Raw genomic sequence first — 18,333 nt, forward strand, 5'->3', positions numbered from 1 at the left:
TAGCCTCAGTTAATCTGCTTTCATTTGTGACTTTCTTTTTATCAGCTCTTTCTTGAGAGTATTGATGGCGTAAGGCTTCATCGATTTCCAAGCCTTGCACTCTTCTCGGGTTCTCCCACACCCCAAGCACCATCCTTTACTGTTTGAAAAGTCGCACATATCAATACATGGGCTTTTTTGTTTTTTCATTTAGAGCTTGTCCTATTTAAAGTCGGTCTTCATTAAAGCCTGTCTAGAACTTTGTCGACACTTGCTTCAAGAGTACGTAATCGGTTGAACTCTTCGAACAAACGCTGTTCAAGGTTTTTAAAGTTTAGCGGAAACGTTCGTTGACAAATGCCATAGCTGTTGTCTTGAGTTTTGTATCCCTTCCAACTTTCGATGCGACTTTTTTCCAACTCTTTAAACTGACGTATAAATTCAGCCTGAGCAGGGCAATCTTCTTCCGCATGCATGCAGATTGGGAAGGATTTTTGTTTGATTTGAGGGCCCTCAATAAACGTCTCAAAGTGAACGCCGCCTTGGCTTTGGTTAAACCAGTTCTCTTTATAGAGTTGAAGGTACTCACCACGGTTATAGATTTCCCAACCATCTTCAAACCAATTCGCGTTTCGTAGCATTTTCTCTAGGTTGCGGAACACACCCTTAACGTCTTTCATTCGGAAACTCTTCTCTTCTTAGCTAATAGGGTTAGTAGGGGATACGAGATATATCGTTCAAAAAACTATACTCCCCTCCAGTATAAAATACTACCCCCTAGTATGTGTGGTTAATCTTGTTGATAACGCTTAGGTTTGTCTTTAGCGCTTGCTATGGTTGATAATCTTGAGGGCACCTTAGTTGTGAAATCTAAGTTGGGTGTGGGGAGTACCTTCACTCTTATACTTTAGTGACGGGATTGCCGGCTATCGTTTTTATTGGCTACGAAGGTCGGCGACGAGCCTTGTAGGTAATGAGTAGGTTACCCAGCAGCATCACCACGCTTTCGGCTTCTCTGGCGTAATTGAGAACTCGACTCCTAGATCGACCAGTCTTTCCTATTCTGCATTAACGTCATCAACAGTAAATGACGTCTAAGGAATACCAGCTTCTTTCAATGAATCTTGGTATTGCTTAGTGGGTTCGAACGCCATTGGCTCAAGCAGCAGTTCAACGCCCGATTGTTCTTGAGGGGACACAACCGTTAACCATTTGTGTTCACCGAGCGGGACTTCTGTCTTCTTGATAAAGCCCAGAATATTGGTATAGAAATCCAGTGTTTTATCTTGGTCTTCAGCGGGAACACTTGTTACGACGATTTTCATTGGGAACTATCTTTAATTGTTGGGAACAGAAAAAGAATAACCAGAAGGCGGTGACAATACTTATTCTATATTGCTTTTCTGAAAGTGTAGAGTCGAGCTGTCCCATAGTTTGTACTTTGTTGAGCCCATTCTTTGCACATTAAATAGGGTTCTCTATAGTTAAAGCTATAACTATTAAAGCTAGGGCAGTATTGAATTTATCATAAACTCTCTCCACTTCTGAGCCCATTAATATGTGTTCGTTAGGTGAGCCTTCGCACTCGATTTAATTCATCGCTGCCTTTTTCTGGAGGGCTGGTGATGCGCAAATTCTTCAAATCGACACTCCGATACAGTGTCACTTCAATCGTTTCTCTTTTTCTATTCTTCAGTACTTTTGCTTCCTCTTCTCCACTTAAAGTCGGTGTGTATCCGTGTCCGCCTTTTGTGATTAGTTCGATGGAAAATCAATGGAATGGCCTAAGTATCGAGCTTTGGGAACAGATCGCCAAAGAAATGGACGTTGAGTACACGATAGAGAATCACCGTTTGGATGAACTACTCAATGCGATTGAAACCGAGCAAATCGATATCGGTGTCTCTTGTATTTCAGTCACCCCAGAGCGAGAGCTATTTGCTGATTTTTCCCATTCCTTTTACGAAACTCACCTTGCCATCGCGGTGAAGAAGCAGGGATACCTTCACACCTTACACGCCATTTTCTTGAACCCTGCATTGTGGCTAATCATTGGTGTCATCGTTTTTATCTCTGGGATCATTGGTGCCTTTTTCTACGTATTGGAACACGGCGAGAATGAAAAACTCTATTCGATGAAAAGCCGCACCGGTCGTTGGTTAGAAAGCTTCATACTGGGCTTGCTGTTCATCACCCGAGGGCCATTCAATTACTTTGAGTTTAAGAGCTTAACTGGACGAATTGCCACGGTGTTCATTGGTGTGTTGAGTATGCTGTTCATCGCCAGCATTACCGCCGTGTTAGCCAGCAAGCTTACGCTCAGCCAAGGCTCTTCACATATTAAAGGCGTTAATGATCTTGCGGATGTTGAGGTGGGAGCAAAAGTCGCGACGACGTCTTCTTTGATGCTCACAAGCTTCGGCATCCGACATAAGAGTTATGTGGATATGCCCAGGCTTTTGGTGGCTTTAGAGGATGGCGAAGTTGAAGCCATCGTTGCCGATGATGTCGTGCTTAAATATATGATCGGCAACGGCAGAATGACGGGACAATTTGATGACTTGGAGGTGTTGCCTTATCAGTTAGAAAAGCAAAACTATGGTTTCATCATTACGGAAAACAATTCGTACGAAGAAGAGATAAATCGCGCGCTTCTAAAAATTCGCGAGTCGCGTAAGTGGCGAAAAATTTTGGTCGATTATTTTGCGGATCAATAACCGACATCTGCTGCCGACTTAAGCGCTTTCTTAGATCTAGCCCTAGAGCTGATCTGACCCAGAGGCTTTGTTTTTCTTGAAGTATTTGAACGCAGTCCAAACGGCATAAGCCGAAACTCCGACAATCAATGCTGAACGAAGAAGAATGGGAGCATCATGCTCTAACTGGCTAACATGCGGCACGATACTGGCAAACAATCGACTGGTAAAAAACAGCCCCATTACTAACATAATAACTTTATTCATGTGACCTACCATTCAATCAGATGCGTTGCACAGAACAATTTATGGATGGGTTAGGCTATTAATATCGCCAAAACTATTCTGCTCGGAAATAAAAGCATGCGCTTCTCAAACGTAACCGTCAACGCGAGATCGGCTGAAAGCCAGTAAGCTAAAATTTCGTTTTTGGAAGTGAGTTACCCTAATGTTATCCGTTATGATACTTAACTATTGACGAACCTGGAGAATCAAACGTGTTTTTGAGCCAGATTTGATCTTCTCTTTCAATTCGGCTTTATTATTTTTATCTAAAAAGGCGTCCCATTCATCGAGTAATAGTGTCTCTTGTGTATGGTTGATCAACCACTCTAGGCATTTCTTTGTGTACTCTCCGTCGGATAGGTTTTCTCTATCTAGCTCTGACTCCCAGGGCCAACATACGCGGTATGAAGGATTGAAGTACAGACCTCCAGCATCTCTTTGATAGTCTTTAAGGAAAGTGGTTTTTCCTGAACCGTTCGAACCAATAACAGAGAGATACCCGTTATGATAAGCCTTAAGCTCTTTCGTGCTCACCGGTTTATGGGTTTGATTATCTTTGAGTTCAATAGTGTGCGTTTCCATTTTAAAAGGTGCTTTAGCGTAACTAAACTTGGTGAGTATTCGAAGCTGCCCTTTGATATTGGGGAGTAGGATAATTATCGATACTAATTCGTTTGCCGAAGCAAGGAGATGGTAGATACGAGTCAGGTTGACCACAGTTCCTAGTTTAATCGCGGCATCTATTTGAGGTGAAAACAGCAAAAACACGACCAAAGAAGTGGTGGGTAAGAGGGAAAATAAAGAGGTGATCAGCATTGCAGCGTATTTGCTGCGAGCCTCATTCATCCTAGATGAAAGGTATGCCTCGGTGCTCAAGCGTGTATCACTCTTAAAACTTTCACGATTAATAGAGGATCCGTGATGATAGTTTTCATGGATGGCGGATAATTTCTTGGTAAGGATTGAGCCTTGAGTATTTCTAGTCTCTGACAACCACTCCATTCTTTTGGATATATACATCTTGTAGGCAGCAATAAAGAGTGAACTGACTAGGACAGAGAGAGCAAACCGATAATCTAAAACAACACTAATCACTAACAAGCTCAAACTGAAGTTCAGTAGTGCAGAGATAGAATGAAACGAATAACCAATAAAGTTAATGATGGTCTCTTTACCTTGAGAGACCAGAACTCCTTTGATGTTATCGGTGTCGGTTTTGTTGGTGCACGAACCGTAGATTGTTGTGGCAGCAGACCAAAAATCACTCAGAGCAGAGCATAACCACGACTCCCGAGACATATCACTGAAATATGAAACACAGTAAGGTAGAACCATGCACGTCAAGTAAACAACGGCCCACAGTTTGAAATCAATACTATCGAAGCCAACATTGTTGACTTCGTAGATGATTTGAACGGATGCGTAGACAGATATTGCGATAGAGAGTTGGTGTATGCTCGCAAAAGAGATAGCTAACCAAGCGTGCTTATTGAACATGCTTAGCGCAATGGACCTTACTGATTCAAACTTCATGCAGGGAATATCCGTTTAGTGCTGTAATTTCGAAAGGCGTTTGCTTTGTTTTTCTGGACCATGAAAATCAGCCATGATGTTTTCCAAATTAATCATTTTACAATCTCCTTTTCTGGATTTAATTAACGAGCCTACTTTGGCTCGAAGCTATTAATTATATAAATAGGACTTTCTTTCAATATGAATTTCCCTTCGATTTATAAATATGCAACCAGACGCTTAAAGTTGTTGTTTTGTTAATGTAATGTTGTCAATATAGCTTGTGTATTAGGCTAGAAATCGCCGTTTCTGAGCATGCTTCTGTCCTGTTTTTCTATCTAGATTTAAGATGTAGTGCTTTGTAAGTGCATTAATCTGTGAGGGTGGAGTCTGGGGAGGTGTTAAAAAGCCCCGCGATTGCGAGGCCTAGTGTTCTGTTCAACAGAATTAAATCAGCTAGCTTTTGCTATTTCAATTGGTGGTATTTCAGCACCGTTGGTGTGCTGGCTGATTACGTTACGCAGGTCTTGTTCATACTGATCTAACCAAGCATAGCGCTCACGATATAGTTTTCGTTTCTGACGTTTAAGCGGCTCTAGGTCTTTCCTTGTTGACTGGATAGGTAAAGCGTAAAAACATTTGTCATATTGTTGTCCGTCGTGCTCTTCCCACAAGCAATTATACTTGAGGCTTATCTCTTTCTCTTTCTTCCCATAGCGTAATGAATTAGAGACATGTCCAGATTCATTGACCGCGTAGATGTGATTAATTCCCAGGCTGGTCGCTATCAATCGAAGGGTTTCTACCATAAAGGATTTGGGTCTCAAACCATAAAATGCTTTTGTGAATGTGCGGCTGAAGCCATTGTCGTTTGCTCCGCCTTGAACGCCGCCAATGTAGATATCATTGTTAAAAACAGAGAATGATATGGTGTACATTTTGTTCAACATAGAATCAGTAAGGGAAAGGGTGAGTTCGCCTTCTTTTCTCGCATTTCTTTCAAAGCTGAGGTTGAGCAAGTAGGTTTGTTCGTCGATCTCAAGCTCTACAAGGTTAAGTCTCTCTTTATAAATTTGATGGCGCGCTTGTGTCGTGAACTTGTCTTCAAACCAATCATAATGCTTTGATAATATGTCGATTTTTTCTTTCTTACTGAAGTCAGTACACAAGTAAGGGGTGACAAATTTAGATAGGAAATTTGGCTGCTTTTTGAATAAGAGTTTTCTCTCGACAGAGCTGAAGTTCTCACTCATTTTTTTAGTATCTGAATAATAAAACAGTGCACGAACAGCGAACTTAACTATCGCCTTGTACTTTCCCTTATTCTTATGGACATTAGCATCAATTCCCATGCGAACTACATTCATAATCACCTCAACAAAGAAGTACAGCACGAACACATCAGTGTCGCGATTGCTTCCTTTATTCTCATAAACAACAAGGGAAATGATGATAATGAAAAGTGTCATGTGGGTATGTATGGGTATGTATGGGTATGTAACTGAATCAGTTACTGAGTGTTCAGAACTTGTGCGTTTGTCTCTATTAATCGGGAAGAGGTTATTATGGGAGAGGGAGTATTTGTTGCAGGCGTTGGTCCTTAAACAAACAGTGCCACTACAGAGGTGCAGTGGCATTTGAACGATAACAACCTATAACTCTAACAGTTTGGCCAATTCACGCTGTTCCATTAGCTCTTCAATACGTTGACGAGTTTTAGGCGTTTCGGCTTGTGCTTTAGCAGACTTGCCAGCTTTTTTACTGCGACTGGTTTTCGCTTTTTCTTTTGGCGTAGTCATCGTAACTTTCCTTGTTGTATTGCGGTGTTAAAGATTGCATGCCTCTTTTAAAGCTTTACCTGCTTTAAAGGCTGGCGTTTTTGATGCTGAAATTTGAATCTCTTCTCCAGTTCTTGGGTTACGACCAGTGCGTGCAGCACGAGTGTTCACTTTAAAACTGCCAAATCCAAGGATGGACACATCATCACCGTTAGCAAGCGTAGTAGAGATGCCTTCAACGAGAGCATTTAACGCTGTGCCCGCTTGGTCTTTTGAGATGTCTGCAGAAGTCGCGATGTGTTCAACTAATTGAGATTTGTTCATAATCTATATTCCTTATTGAGTACGGCTGGCGTCTACCTTTAGCACCTAGCTGATACGATCTTATCAATAGCAATTGAGATAATGTCAGTGATTGGGTAGGGCTTTGTAAAGTAACCAACAAAATCGACTATAAAAGCATCTGTCGGTTCAATCAATGGAATTCGTTGATTATTATGGATTTAGAGTGAGTTACTTGACCTAATCTAAGAAAACTGGCCTCGAATTATAAATGTGATTCATTTGATCAATCAAAGATGAAAATCCATCGGTCGACCAACGAGAGAGGAAAACGAAAAAGCCCAGCGAATGTGCTGAGCTTTTGGAGTGTGTTTCTAAGGTCGTTCGGTAAGATCTACTTGGTAATGAAGATCTTTTCCGTTTCTAATGACGTCATGCCGCGTACTTGGCGCCAAATGTAGTAGAAAATACCTAACATCATCAGAAGGCTTGGGATAGCGATTGCTGGGTAGCTGTAAAGTGTCAACTTACCAAGCTCTTCATTGTAGGCTACCGTGCCTGCAGGGCTGGTCACAATCCAAGTCACTAGAAAGTAGTTCATCGCAGAAGAGAAGGCGAACGTGCTAGCGAACATGTAGTTTGATGTCATTAGGCAACGATCAAACTTCGCTTGGTTACCAAACTGTCTCAAACGCTCTTCAATCAACGAGATGTTTAATAGTGCTGGAGTGAAGATGACTTTTTGGATAAATGGGTAGCGAGTAAAGGTAGAGCCAAGTACCGCTAAACCAATTAAGCCGGGGATTAATGCTTCTTTGAGTGCTAACCAACGAGTGTCGAGTTCGAAGAAACCAATGCCGCCCGTTAATAGTACGCTGACAAAGCCCAGCGCCGCGATAAAGTTAAACTTCTTATTACGGATTAATTCCATGCCACCGTAAGCAATAGGGAAGGCAAGTGCGACAAGCAATGCTAAGCCAGTTCCGAGATGTTCCTCTCCACTGAACTTCATTAGGATGAATGAAGGAAGAAAGACGTTAAAAACGACTTCGAAAAGAGGGCTCGATTTTTTGTTTTCTGTATTACTCATAATTTCTAAATACATTATGTTATGGATTTATTCTCAAGGATTGTTGTTTACCTCGCCCAAGATGTAAAGCATTAAGGCTTCATGCTGTGTAACGACATGTGACATCAACGACATCTTTTGGAGTATAAGCGCTTCAATTCTCCAGAATAAATACGCTAAATACGTCAAATACGCTAAACACGTTACGCTCTGCGTTTCTTGAAGGCGTGCCAACCGGCACTTAAGATCGTTTTAACCACGACGCCAAGCGCACTTAATCTAGGATCGGTGTTTTTTACGGCGGCCATTCGCCACATTTGATGCTCGTACCAAACCAATCCCACCGTTCGCCCAGCGTTGATAGAGCTTAACCAAACCGACTGTTGGGTTGTGGTGTTTGTCGCCAAGTTGTTCGCTCATCGCTGATTTAAACAGGCGATTCTTAATCACTTGGTCATTGATTAAGGTGAAAGGTTCACTGAGGCTAATAAAGTTCATACGGTTTTGGCTGCTATGGGCTTTTGATAGGAGGGCTCTAGTATGAACTATTTGGTCGTTCGTTCCGAGTAATTCGGCTTTGTTGAACCTTGTTCTGCCTCTGTTTGGGACTTTATAGGCATTAAGAATGACGGGGTATTCTTCACTTAAGCTCTCGCCTTAATTAGATTGGGAGAGCTTAGAGGGAATCAGAAATAGATGATAAAACCATTACTTGTCGAAGAGTATATTGAAGCTTAGCGGAACCTTGTCGGAAATCGCTAGCCCGCCAACGGTTGCAGAGAGCTTGTTGAGGTTTTCCGTCGAAATCCCAAAATCAGCGCCATTGACGATGATGGTTGAAGTTGAATTGACCATGACAAAACCTTCGGACGGAACAACCATAACCGGGAAGTCGATGGTTTTGGTAACGCCATGCAAGGTGACTTCGGCAGCGATGGTCGTATTTTGCGGGTCGCCAGATAGCATTGTAGAGTCAACCTTTCCTGAGATCTTCACTTTAGGGAAAATCATCGATTCAAAGTAGAGCTCATTGAGTCGCTGGTCGCGAATGGATACTCCAGTACTGATGTTTAACAATATGGAAAATTGACCGTCTTCAGTAAGCCCACCAGATAGAGGTTTATAGACGCGGGCTCTACAACAAACTACTTCTTAATGGTTGCGAATGTAACGTTCGATAACTTGGGATCTAACGTGTAGCCCGTTTCTGCAAAAGATGGCGCAGAAATGAGGGTACAAAACAGACCGAGCGTTGGTATTAGTTTTTCATAAGTGGTCATCAGATTGCTCAATTTACAGGTTTAACGTTATGGAACCGTTCGCTTAAAGAACTTCTTTGGCACATCTTTTCGATCTCATCTTTTGGAAAGTAAAGATAGATAAAAGCTTAGTCTAGCATTCACCAAATTACCTGAGGAAGGTAGAGCATCGCCATATTATTGGAACCATGATCGGCTAAGTTACTTGTGTATTTTTGGTTATGTTATAACATAACCAAAAAATCACTCTTGCTGCCAATAACGAGCGTATTGGTAAAAGGGGGACGAAAGCATGTACCAAGGAGATGACGTAATGAATGCGGTGTTAACCAAGCCTTTGGCAACCAATAGTAACCAGCCACTTAATATTAGTTCGGCTGTTAGTATCAAAGATCAGGCGAGTCACAAGCCATGCGCTAGTGCTTCAGAGCAGCCCACGGTATTAGCCGACATCTATCAAAGTGATATCAACATCGCGATTTGGCAGCGTAAGTTTGATGCTAATTTAACAGGCGACATTGGTGAGTTTATCGCGTCGAATTCAAACTTTAGTAAGTCTATTAGTCTGTCACCTGACAACGCTTTTGAGAAATTAGAGTTTGCGACAGACGGAACGGCTTCTAAAGCGCTATTAGAAAACATGGCAGAGTTGGTGGATATGTTCTGTTGTTTGTTCGAGCTTGAAGAAGTAGGGCTCCGTTTGGCGGTTCTGAATAAAGCGATGTGTCCCCGTTTCCATTTTGACCAAGTACCTTGCCGCTTAGTGACGACTTATCATGGTGTCGCGACGCAATGGTTGCCAAACGAATTGGTCGACCGTTCTAAGCTAGGACGAGGAGCCAACGGACAACAAGATTCTGCTTCAGGCTTATACACTCATGAATCTGATATTCAACAAATGGTGAGTGGTGATGTGGCGTTGCTGAAAGGAGAGAGTTGGAGTGGCAATGAAAATGCGGGTCTTGTACATCGTTCACCCGTAACTTCATCTGACGAGACACGATTGTTGCTGACGTTAGATTTCGGTTAGTACGCTTTTTATGAGGTGAGATGAGATGAGCAAGCGGCTTAAATGTAGATTGCTCTCTCTCATTTAAGCGAAGACGCGGATACGGTGTCCGTCTGGGTCAACAGCAAGGAAGTTGATGCCGTAAACCGACTCTTCTGGATCTTGTTCAACCTGAATGCCTTTCTCTTTCCATGCTTTATAAAGACTTTCTAGTGTTTCTTTATCTGCGATAGGCATAGAAAGCTCAGTACCGCCGCCCTTGATGGTACTTGCCGGAGTTAGTACGTCAGCTTGCTTGAGTGTAATTTTAACGTTGTCTGCAAAGTCCAGGGCAGCAAAGGTCGGTGATAGAAGCTTTGGCTCGCAATCAAATGCTTTTGCATAAAAGTCCATGCTGCGATGAATGTCTGCGACATAAAGAACAAATGAATCAATGGTAAACATAATAGCTCCTAGGCTGGTCAATTTGATTAGCGATGTTGTTTCTGAGTTAACTCGTTTCGTCTCTGGGCAACTTGATTTGCATCGAGTTCGCTCGGGTTGAGATAAATATAACGCGTGCTAGTGACAGTTTTTGTCAGTAGCGAATCACTTTATCTGCAATGCCCTCCAAGCTCTGCCAATCTTTAATCAAGTCATGACGCGGACGCTGGTATTTTTCTTCAAGCATTTTCCAATCGGAAATTCTATCGAGCCTGAAATTACGATACGCACTTCGCGTTTCACACCAAGCGACTAAAATATAGTGTTGTTCGAATAAGCCAATCAACATCGGCCAAACGATTCTTGAACTCACATTAGCTTTTGCGTCGGTGTAATGGAGCTCGGCTTTGTTCTGCTGCTTAATTGCTAGCTTGATGTCTGACAGTTCAATAGTTAGCTCTGTAACCTCAATGATTGAAGCAACACGCACAATGTCTTCACTGCGTTTGGCCTGATGGTCAGCAGGTAACACCGCAGAAATCTTGGCAATGGCATTTCTAGCTGATTCACTGAATTCACCATTGGCTTGCTTGGCTATCCATTCCGCGCCAAGCCTTAATGCTTCCAGCTCTTCCGTTGAAAACATCATCGGTGGGAGGGTGAAGGTGGGTTTCAATTGATAACCCACTCCCGCTTCACCATCAATTTCTGCACCTTGTGCTTGCAGCGTCACGATGTCTCTATAAATGGTGCGAGTACTCACGTTTAGCTCACTAGCCAAGTAGTCAGCGGAAACTGGATATTTATGACAGCGCAATAATTGGAGCAGGTCGAAGAGGCGTTGGCTGCGGGACATAGGAAAACTCTGAGTACTTAACAGCCTGTAAGATTAATGCATTGAGAATACTAACGCTATTTACATCAGGGTAAAAGAAACAAAAGGCTCGACATCTTTGTTTGGGCTTTGACTGTGTAACTTAACGTGTATCATTCTTTCGATTGTGAATTGAACTGGATCTGCTATTGGCTCACATATAACGATAATACAATGAGTTAGCCCATTTTATTATTTATTTTAATGTGTAAAATATATTAACTTGCTGCCGCATGGGGACGGTTCTGTTACCCACGTTTATTTATACAAAAATTATAGGTTTTCTATGTTAAAGAAACTCTCGCTTAAGAATAAGCTGGCGATCTCTGCCAGTATGGCCATCATCCTGGGGGGGATTTTGGTCGAAGCACTTTCATTTCGTGCATCATTGCAACGATTGGATACTGAAGTTGAACAGCGTTTGGAAGGGGCATCCGCTTCTTACAACCAATACGTGTCAGATTGGATCTTATCCAAAGAGCGTGCGCTTACTTCTCTTTCGAAAGAATCCAAACAAGAAAGCTTGGTAACTCACCTAAAACAGGTCCGTGATTCTGCCTCTTTTGATAATGTCTTCCTGGCATTCCCTGACGGTTCACAAAAGAATGCGAATGGTGTTGTGTTGCCACCAGGCAATGATGATCCACGCATATGGGGTTGGTACACCAATGCGGTAGCAAACCCAAGTAAAGTGTTCATGGACAACCCAACGGTTGCTGCGGCAACGGGTGCTAACGTTGTGTCGCTGGGTACTGCAATGCAATTGCATGGTCAGCAGGTCGTATTGGGTGCTGATGTAGAAATTACCGACATCCTTAACAGCCTTGAAAAAGTGATTCTTCCGGGTGAAGGTTACATGTTCATCGCAACGAACAAGGGCACGGTTTACACGCACGCAGATACTAAGCTACTGAACAAGAATATCAGCTCGCTTGGGTTGAATTTCTCCGATGTACAAAAGGCGTTGGTGAGCCGTAAAGATACTTCTATCGATTTGAACGGCAGTGACTATGTTCTGTATGCACGAGCGATTGATGGCACAAACCTTATTACCATCAGCGTGGTTAATCATGACTCTTTGGTTGCGCCGTTATTTGATGCAGTGATCGGTCAAGTGTTGGTGACATTACTGGTTGTGATTGTATGTACCATATTGTTCAATCTGCTGTGTACGATTCTATTCCGTCCGCTTAATCATGTATCTCAAGCCTTGGCACAAATCGCCAATGGTAGCGGTGATTTAACTCAACGAATTCATGTTGAAAACCAAGACGAAGTCGGTGAGCTGGCTCATAACTTCAATACCTTTGTTGGCAGTTTACAGCAGTTGATTGGTCATATTCGTGGACAATCAGAACAGTTAAACAGCCAGTCGGAGCAAAGTGCCCAGCGTGCAAATCGTTCTGTGGACGAACTTAACCACCAGCAGCAAGAAATCACTATGGTGGCGACGGCGGTAACGGAGATGGCTTGTGCAACTCAAGAGATTGCATCGCATGCAGAGCAAACAGCAAAAGCTGCACAAGACTCAGCAGCAAGTACCAACAGTGGTCACGCTCTGGTTGTCGACACGAAAGGTTCGATTAATAACTTGGCCAATGAAGTGAACGAAGCGGGTAACGTGATTAGCGAACTTAACAAGCATGCTCAAGAGATCTCAACAGTATTAGCGACAATTCAAGGCATTGCAGAGCAAACCAACTTACTTGCTTTGAATGCAGCGATTGAAGCGGCTCGTGCTGGCGAGCAAGGTCGGGGTTTTGCAGTGGTAGCTGACGAAGTACGTGTGCTTTCTCAACGCACTCACTCTTCGACGGAAGAGATCAAATCAACGATTGATATTCTGCAGCGTACAACGACCCAAGCCGTTGAGCTTATGGAGAGCAGTTCGAAACTGGCAATACATTCAGTAGAAGATGCCGACAGAGCTTCGCACGCGCTTGAAGAGATCAACACGGCGGTTGCTTTGATCAGCGATATGGCGACTCAAATTGCGACCGCAGCTGAAGAGCAAACGCACGTGACGGGGGAAATTACCCAAAACATTACAACCATTAAAGATGTCACTGACCACTTAGTTGTGGGTGCACAGGACAGCTTAACTGAGTCGAACGAACTTAAGAGCCAAGCCGCTGGTTTAAGTGACAAAGTGGCAACTTTTAAGCTTGCTTAACTGTTTAATTAGCTGATGCCTGATCAGTGAATGAACAGTAAGCCAAAGCGACGTAGATTACGTCGCTTTTTTTGTGGGAAATTAGCTATAAATCTGTTCTATATTTTAGTGTCCAAAAGTACGCTGTAACATCCAAATATCGGCGATATTTATCATAGAGTGTCGAGCAACGGTATGTCGAAAAGCGTGACTGACTTGTCCTGAGAGTACATGGTTTGGTAATTCTCGTCTTACGCGCGTCCAAGCATTTTGGCAACTGACATCGAATAGGTGGGGTCCACTCGCTGAGTTCCTAAAGGTCTCTTTTTATAAAGTAGAAAAAATAGGAACCGATTAGCTCTTTTTACCTTTCATTTCAATCCAGGTCAGTTTATATCTTGTTAATTGAGCATATTACTCAGAACGACCAAGTTGAATTAACGGGCGTCAGCTAGGCAGGAGTTTATCATGTAAATTAGGGTTTGAGGCAAACTGAATGTTGAGGCCACAGCTTCCTAACCAATTTTTCCCGACTAATGATAAATAACGTAAATAGTGTAAATTTAATGCAAATGATAATTCATCTCACTTATGCTTGCTGGCCTATACATTTCAACTTTACTAGAGGCTGTTGTGAGTACTGCATCTCCACTTTTTAAGTTATCGCCACTTCCATTGGCTATTTCTGCTGTAATTTCAATTCCTGCGGTTGCAGAGACTGTTGAGTCCCCAAATGAGGATATCGAACGTGTTGTTGTTGTTATCGGCAGTCAGTTTAATCATTACAAGGCAGATGAAGCATTTGGTGCAATGCGAAGTGACATCAGCTTACTTGACACGCCACAATCAGTCGCTGTGATTCCTAGTTCCATGACTGATGAACAATTGGCGCATAATCTGGGCGATATTCTTGAAAATGATTCGAGCGTTACCGCTGGGGGACAAAAGTGGGGCTTTCAATACTTTAAAATTCGCGGGTTCGATTTAAGTGCAAGCTCTGGATATCTTGTTAATGGCCATCAACACTTTTCATATTACCAACACCCTACAGAGATTTTAGAGCGAGTAGAAGTACTCAAAGGTCCTTCAAGTATGCTTTATGGTCAATCTGGTCCTGGCGGTTTGATTAACATGGTTACGAAGAAACCAACATATGAAAACATGGCCAAAGTGGGTTTTGACGTGAATAGTAATGGTTCTACTCGCTATAGCTTAGATGCAGGCGGTAGCTTGAACGATGATGAGACAATTCGTTACCGTACTGTACTTGCAAAGCAGGACTCTGTTTCTGCTAGAAAATACAAGCAAAACGGCAAACACAATGAAGGCGATAAATTTGTTGGCTATTTGAACTTAGAGTTTGATGTTACTGAAGACCTACTATTGTCTCTTGCTTATAGTAAAACCAATGATAAATCAGGCATAGACGGTGGACGTCTCGATGATGAAGGGAACCTTATTGGTAATCGAGAAACTATTTGGGATATGCCATGGGCGCAAACAGATAAAGAAGTGACCAACATTAGTGCTGATTTGATATATCAAATTAATACTGATTGGAAAGTTAAACTTGGGTATAACGAGCAACAATATGAACGAAACTATGTAGCCTCTCAACCAAATCAATGCAATAAAAATAATTGCTACGATGACATGGAAGATGGATACTTTATTAAACCATTTGATCGTTACGACGATTGGAATTTCCAAACTGGATATGTTGACCTAACTGGGCGAGCCTACGGTTTGGGATTAGAGCACCAGCTGCTTTTAGGTGCCAATATTCTTGACTACGATTACGCGCAAACACGTTATACATACAATGATGCAAACGGTAATAACTTCATCGAAGTAAAACCTGGGGACAATGTAGCTAAACCGGATTTTTATAACAATAGCACACGGTCAACAAGTGATAGTGCATACAAACACTTTGGGTTCTACGTACAGGACTTGATGACTATCAACAATTACTGGAAAGTTTTAGCTGGTGTCCGATACGACGAACAGCATAAAGAGGGCAATGGTAATAACAGCTATGCGGTTTCTCCAAAAGCTGGTTTAATTTTTAACCCTACATTGGATAGCAGTATCTACCTGAATTACTCGAAAAGTTTCATGCCACAGGGAGCTGTTAATAATCAAAGTGATGCTAATGATGGCCTTAACTTAAAACCTGAATACGGTGAGCAATACGAGTTGGGAGCAAAATGGTCATTATTTGACGAAAATTTATTAATAACTGGCGCTATCTTTGATATTGAAGTTTCAAACATAAAAGTGACTGAAGAACTCGTTGATAACTCTAGTTTCGATCAAATCACGACTCAGTCTGGTATACAAAAACACCGAGGCTTTGAACTGGGTACACAAGGAAAAGCTACAGAAAAACTTTTCTTAGCCGCCTCTATGATGTATCTAGATGCTGTGTATAAAAGACCTGCAGACGATAGCCTGAATGGGAAACGACCTGCTGATACACCAAAGTGGTCTGCAAATGTATGGAGTCGTTATGAAGTTAATGACCAACTAGCATTGAATCTTGGTGCAGTGTATGAAGGTAAACGTTTTGCTGATAACCAAAATACAGTATCTAAAGATGGATACATCCGTTTTGACTCAGGGGCCTCTTACAGTATGGATATTGCTGAGACCGATGTTGAATTGCGCTTAAATATTAAGAACCTATTTGATACTGAATACTTTGGCGGCGGCGGTAAAACGAGTACTACGGTTGCCGATGGCCGAGAGTTTACGTTAGGTGTCAATGCGACATTCTAAATAACCTTAACTTATTAGTATCTTTTATCCATATGGATTGTAGCCCTAAATGTCTGAGGGCTACAATCCATTCTTTGAGTGCATTACCTCCAAATTTCCCGTATGGCGCTACCTTTAGTTTGGCTCTACTGCCATGTGCCACGCAAATGTGAGTGATATACTTCCAACGCGAGGTGTTTCTACTAATCGCACGACGATTTCTTGCAATTTTATTGATAACTGCACCATCTTGAACAGAAGTTACGTCGTTATTAATCCGCCCAAATCGATTCTTTTTGACAATTGGATGAAACATACTCAGAGGTCAATGGCACTATTTCTATCGAGCCATCAATCAACTTAGTGAAATCCTCGACTTCTCCTTCACTTATAAATGCAATTAAGAAGTGGTTTATAAATTCCTAAAACGCTGCTTACGCCGCTATCTTGCGAATCCCCTCATAATCAGGCGTAAAAACAATGAGGTAGACGCGCATCGCCGTCTTTGATCTAATGAATATCGCTGAACACACATTTCGAACAAGTGAACTAACGATGTGCAATATTCAGATTTTACAACAAACCATACAAAACCAATGCTCCTCCATTTACAAAAAACGCGTTAGCTCTCTGATACTTGCTACAAAAAGTGTACTTGACGGCTCAGACTTCACGTTGACTAAACTAGCTCTGAAACTGGAAACTAATACCACGGTAAAACATGCGATCAAACGCGTTGATAGACTGCTTGGAAATCGCCAACTACATCGTGAAAAAGACCTAATTTATAAATGGCATGCCTACTTAATAAGGGGCGCCAACCCTTGCCCTATCATCCTTGTGGATTGGTCTGATGTTCGTGAACAACTTCGTTATATGACGTTAAGAGCATCCGTTGCACTTGATGGTCGAGCCATCACAATCTTTGAGCAAGTTTTTAAGTATGGCCAATACAATTCACCGAAAAGTCACCAAACATTCCTCGATAAATTGCAGAGTATTTTACCGAATAAAATCAGTCCAATCATCGTTTTGGATGCGGGTTTTAGAAATACTTGGTTCCACCAAGTTCAGGAAAAAGGTTGGTTTTGGTTAGGCCGTGTCCGAGGTGAGGTATCAATCAAACAACCTCAAAAACTTTGGGTCTCAAATAAAACCTTTTATCCAAACGCTATCCATAAACCCAAATATCTTGGCCACTGCTTGTTAGCAAAGAGATCACCGATATCTTGTGAAGCCTATGTTTATAAAGGATTAGAAAGAGGCAGAAAAGCCCAACGCCATAGCAGAACCAGTCAAAAACACTCTGCTACACATCTCTATCAACGCAGTGCAAAGGAGCCATGGTTACTCGCGACCAATGTCCCTAGACACATCTTAAATGAAGTACAAATTACCAACCTGTACGCCAAGCGCATGCAAATAGAAGAAGCCTTCCACGATCTAAAGAGTACCGCCTATGGAATCGCGCTTCGTCACAACAGAACTCGTTGTACTAAGCGATTGGATATCCTGCTACTTATTGCGTTGCTCGCTGAAATCTTGATGTGGTGGAATGGCCTCATTGCAGTACAAGCCAAATGGCATTTTGACTTCCAAGCCAACAGCATTAAACACCGCCGAGTTCTATCCATACCTCGTCTAGGGAGAGAGGTACGAAATCATCGGCGATATCAAATTAACGAATCCCAATATCAATGGGGAATGTTCGAATATCAAAGGCTCACACACAATGCAGGACTAGGGAAATTATGAGGGGATCCGTCAGCGCCGCTATAAAACGTTCTTTAATCCCAAAATAGTGAATACTGTTCAAAATTCGTCTTATGGCAACATTATTGCTAGCCTCAAGCGTGAAGGTCGTTTCCGGCAAGATATAGAACACCAGAAAGTGAAATATCTCAACAACGGTATTGACCCCGAACATGCCCCGATTAAAAAGCTTAACGAAGCCAACGGTGGATTCAAAGTACGGGGGCGGGTTTGGCCAAAGGTTCAAGGTTCTGAAGGGATACAGATGTTGAATAGCGGCAAGTGTGATTTTAGTTAAAACATGCTGAACCTAGAATGAGTTGGCGGAAGAGAGCCGCCTTGCTTTACGAATTCTTCAATATCTTTAGATCTTACATATAAAATGATTCGCTCAAACAAGCACTTAAGAAACATTTTCAGTTTTTGCGGCTAGTCCTTTGTTAGGTCAGACATCAGGGCTAAAGGACTCTGCTCAACTCCGCGTGTAGCTGTAACAGTAAGTT

General features: G+C 42.2%; 16 protein-coding genes and 5 pseudogenes. 7 read left to right on the forward strand and 14 right to left on the reverse strand.

Features of this window, described 5'->3' with window-relative positions; genetic code table 11:
- Nucleotides 1-9: 9 nt before the first annotated feature.
- The 3 genes and pseudogenes from ACMAZD_RS07855 to ACMAZD_RS07865 form a co-directional block, all read right to left on the reverse strand.
- Complete coding sequence (locus tag ACMAZD_RS07855; protein WP_435249189.1) at nucleotides 10-189, reverse strand: DUF1289 domain-containing protein; 180 nt, start codon at nucleotides 187-189, stop codon at nucleotides 10-12.
- 32 nt (nucleotides 190-221) lie between these two features.
- Entirely contained in the window at nucleotides 222-659 is a 438-nt protein-coding gene (locus ACMAZD_RS07860) for a hypothetical protein (protein WP_435249190.1), read from the reverse strand.
- A 381-nt stretch (nucleotides 660-1,040) separates the two neighbouring features.
- A pseudogene (locus ACMAZD_RS07865) lies at nucleotides 1,041-1,304 on the reverse strand (VOC family protein); the annotation flags it as partial.
- Nucleotides 1,305-1,604: 300 nt separating this feature from the next.
- On the opposite strand from ACMAZD_RS07865, the gene ACMAZD_RS07870 reads away from it, so the two are divergent.
- Nucleotides 1,605-2,696 (forward strand): transporter substrate-binding domain-containing protein, encoded by a 1,092-nt coding sequence (locus tag ACMAZD_RS07870; RefSeq protein WP_435249191.1) that lies wholly within the window; start codon nucleotides 1,605-1,607, stop codon nucleotides 2,694-2,696.
- A gap of 42 nt (nucleotides 2,697-2,738) precedes the next feature.
- Here the strand turns inward: ACMAZD_RS07870 and ACMAZD_RS07875 are convergent, their stop codons facing one another.
- The 9 genes and pseudogenes from ACMAZD_RS07875 to ACMAZD_RS07915 all read right to left on the reverse strand — a co-directional run bounded on the left by ACMAZD_RS07875 (nucleotide 2,739) and on the right by ACMAZD_RS07915 (nucleotide 8,881).
- Entirely contained in the window at nucleotides 2,739-2,942 is a 204-nt protein-coding gene (locus ACMAZD_RS07875; protein ID WP_102266202.1) for a hypothetical protein, read from the reverse strand.
- A gap of 204 nt (nucleotides 2,943-3,146) precedes the next feature.
- On the reverse strand, nucleotides 3,147-4,457 hold the full coding sequence (locus ACMAZD_RS07880) for a hypothetical protein (protein WP_435249192.1): 1,311 nt from the start codon (nucleotides 4,455-4,457) through the stop codon (nucleotides 3,147-3,149).
- A gap of 467 nt (nucleotides 4,458-4,924) precedes the next feature.
- Nucleotides 4,925-5,839: a VirK/YbjX family protein gene (locus ACMAZD_RS07885; protein WP_435249340.1), complete on the reverse strand. Its 915-nt coding sequence runs from the start codon at nucleotides 5,837-5,839 to the stop codon at nucleotides 4,925-4,927.
- Between the two features lie 285 nt (nucleotides 5,840-6,124).
- Nucleotides 6,125-6,271, reverse strand: coding sequence for a hypothetical protein (locus ACMAZD_RS07890; RefSeq protein WP_435249193.1), 147 nt, complete (start codon nucleotides 6,269-6,271; stop codon nucleotides 6,125-6,127).
- A gap of 27 nt (nucleotides 6,272-6,298) precedes the next feature.
- The gene (locus tag ACMAZD_RS07895) at nucleotides 6,299-6,574 is read right to left on the reverse strand and encodes an HU family DNA-binding protein (RefSeq protein WP_192888868.1); all 276 of its coding nucleotides are present in this window, start codon (nucleotides 6,572-6,574) and stop codon (nucleotides 6,299-6,301) included.
- Nucleotides 6,575-6,926: 352 nt separating this feature from the next.
- Nucleotides 6,927-7,622 carry a VC0807 family protein gene (locus ACMAZD_RS07900; protein ID WP_435249194.1) on the reverse strand — a complete coding sequence of 232 codons (696 nt, stop codon included), beginning with the start codon at nucleotides 7,620-7,622 and terminating at the stop codon, nucleotides 6,927-6,929.
- 182 nt (nucleotides 7,623-7,804) lie between these two features.
- A pseudogene (locus ACMAZD_RS07905) lies at nucleotides 7,805-7,945 on the reverse strand (NADH oxidase); the annotation flags it as partial.
- A pseudogene (locus ACMAZD_RS07910) lies at nucleotides 7,914-8,099 on the reverse strand (NADH oxidase); the annotation flags it as partial. The pseudogenes ACMAZD_RS07910 and ACMAZD_RS07905, both read right to left, overlap by 32 nt.
- 210 nt (nucleotides 8,100-8,309) lie before the next feature.
- A pseudogene (locus ACMAZD_RS07915) lies at nucleotides 8,310-8,881 on the reverse strand (YceI family protein).
- Nucleotides 8,882-9,173: 292 nt separating this feature from the next.
- Between ACMAZD_RS07915 and ACMAZD_RS07920 the strand changes: the two are divergent.
- A complete protein-coding gene (locus tag ACMAZD_RS07920; RefSeq protein ID WP_435249341.1) occupies nucleotides 9,174-9,890 on the forward strand; it encodes a DUF1826 domain-containing protein in 717 nt (238 codons plus the stop codon).
- A 63-nt stretch (nucleotides 9,891-9,953) separates the two neighbouring features.
- Here ACMAZD_RS07920 and ACMAZD_RS07925 read toward each other — a convergent pair whose 3' ends face one another.
- Both ACMAZD_RS07925 and ACMAZD_RS07930 read right to left on the reverse strand, forming a co-directional pair.
- Complete coding sequence (locus ACMAZD_RS07925) at nucleotides 9,954-10,313, reverse strand: VOC family protein (RefSeq protein WP_435249195.1); 360 nt, start codon at nucleotides 10,311-10,313, stop codon at nucleotides 9,954-9,956.
- Between the two features lie 133 nt (nucleotides 10,314-10,446).
- Nucleotides 10,447-11,148 carry a helix-turn-helix transcriptional regulator gene (locus tag ACMAZD_RS07930; RefSeq protein WP_435249196.1) on the reverse strand — a complete coding sequence of 234 codons (702 nt, stop codon included), beginning with the start codon at nucleotides 11,146-11,148 and terminating at the stop codon, nucleotides 10,447-10,449.
- Nucleotides 11,149-11,452: 304 nt separating this feature from the next.
- Here ACMAZD_RS07930 and ACMAZD_RS07935 point away from each other — a divergent pair, with 304 nt between their 5' ends.
- From ACMAZD_RS07935 to ACMAZD_RS07955, 5 genes and pseudogenes are all read left to right on the forward strand, one after another.
- Nucleotides 11,453-13,339: a methyl-accepting chemotaxis protein gene (locus ACMAZD_RS07935; RefSeq protein WP_435249197.1), complete on the forward strand. Its 1,887-nt coding sequence runs from the start codon at nucleotides 11,453-11,455 to the stop codon at nucleotides 13,337-13,339.
- A 654-nt stretch (nucleotides 13,340-13,993) separates the two neighbouring features.
- The gene (locus ACMAZD_RS07940; RefSeq protein WP_435249198.1) at nucleotides 13,994-16,099 is read left to right on the forward strand and encodes a TonB-dependent siderophore receptor; all 2,106 of its coding nucleotides are present in this window, start codon (nucleotides 13,994-13,996) and stop codon (nucleotides 16,097-16,099) included.
- Nucleotides 16,100-16,401: 302 nt separating this feature from the next.
- A pseudogene (locus ACMAZD_RS07945) lies at nucleotides 16,402-16,479 on the forward strand (IS6 family transposase); the annotation flags it as partial.
- A gap of 154 nt (nucleotides 16,480-16,633) precedes the next feature.
- Complete coding sequence (locus tag ACMAZD_RS07950; protein WP_435249199.1) at nucleotides 16,634-17,833, forward strand: IS4 family transposase; 1,200 nt, start codon at nucleotides 16,634-16,636, stop codon at nucleotides 17,831-17,833.
- Nucleotides 17,834-17,879: 46 nt separating this feature from the next.
- Entirely contained in the window at nucleotides 17,880-18,128 is a 249-nt protein-coding gene (locus ACMAZD_RS07955) for a DDE-type integrase/transposase/recombinase (protein ID WP_435249200.1), read from the forward strand.
- Nucleotides 18,129-18,333 lie beyond the last annotated feature (205 nt).

The organism is Vibrio sp. nBUS_14 (genome assembly GCF_051201655.1).
Classification (GTDB): Bacteria; Pseudomonadota; Gammaproteobacteria; order Enterobacterales; family Vibrionaceae; genus Vibrio.

What these genes read in the sequence shown, in the direction of transcription:
- ACMAZD_RS07880 (WP_435249192.1), bottom strand. Translation starts at nt 4,457, where the DNA reads ATGTTCAATAAGCACGCTTGGTTAGCTATCTCTTTTGCGAGCATACAC.
- ACMAZD_RS07950 (WP_435249199.1), top strand. Translation starts at nt 16,634, where the DNA reads ATGTGCAATATTCAGATTTTACAACAAACCATACAAAACCAATGCTCC.
- ACMAZD_RS07890 (WP_435249193.1), bottom strand. Translation starts at nt 6,271, where the DNA reads ATGACTACGCCAAAAGAAAAAGCGAAAACCAGTCGCAGTAAAAAAGCT.
- ACMAZD_RS07870 (WP_435249191.1), top strand. Translation starts at nt 1,605, where the DNA reads ATGCGCAAATTCTTCAAATCGACACTCCGATACAGTGTCACTTCAATC.
- ACMAZD_RS07925 (WP_435249195.1), bottom strand. Translation starts at nt 10,313, where the DNA reads ATGTTTACCATTGATTCATTTGTTCTTTATGTCGCAGACATTCATCGC.
- ACMAZD_RS07860 (WP_435249190.1), bottom strand. Translation starts at nt 659, where the DNA reads ATGAAAGACGTTAAGGGTGTGTTCCGCAACCTAGAGAAAATGCTACGA.
- ACMAZD_RS07895 (WP_192888868.1), bottom strand. Translation starts at nt 6,574, where the DNA reads ATGAACAAATCTCAATTAGTTGAACACATCGCGACTTCTGCAGACATC.
- ACMAZD_RS07930 (WP_435249196.1), bottom strand. Translation starts at nt 11,148, where the DNA reads ATGTCCCGCAGCCAACGCCTCTTCGACCTGCTCCAATTATTGCGCTGT.
- ACMAZD_RS07855 (WP_435249189.1), bottom strand. Translation starts at nt 189, where the DNA reads ATGAAAAAACAAAAAAGCCCATGTATTGATATGTGCGACTTTTCAAAC.
- ACMAZD_RS07920 (WP_435249341.1), top strand. Translation starts at nt 9,174, where the DNA reads ATGAATGCGGTGTTAACCAAGCCTTTGGCAACCAATAGTAACCAGCCA.
- ACMAZD_RS07885 (WP_435249340.1), bottom strand. Translation starts at nt 5,839, where the DNA reads ATGAATGTAGTTCGCATGGGAATTGATGCTAATGTCCATAAGAATAAG.
- ACMAZD_RS07875 (WP_102266202.1), bottom strand. Translation starts at nt 2,942, where the DNA reads ATGAATAAAGTTATTATGTTAGTAATGGGGCTGTTTTTTACCAGTCGA.
- ACMAZD_RS07900 (WP_435249194.1), bottom strand. Translation starts at nt 7,622, where the DNA reads ATGAGTAATACAGAAAACAAAAAATCGAGCCCTCTTTTCGAAGTCGTT.
- ACMAZD_RS07935 (WP_435249197.1), top strand. Translation starts at nt 11,453, where the DNA reads ATGTTAAAGAAACTCTCGCTTAAGAATAAGCTGGCGATCTCTGCCAGT.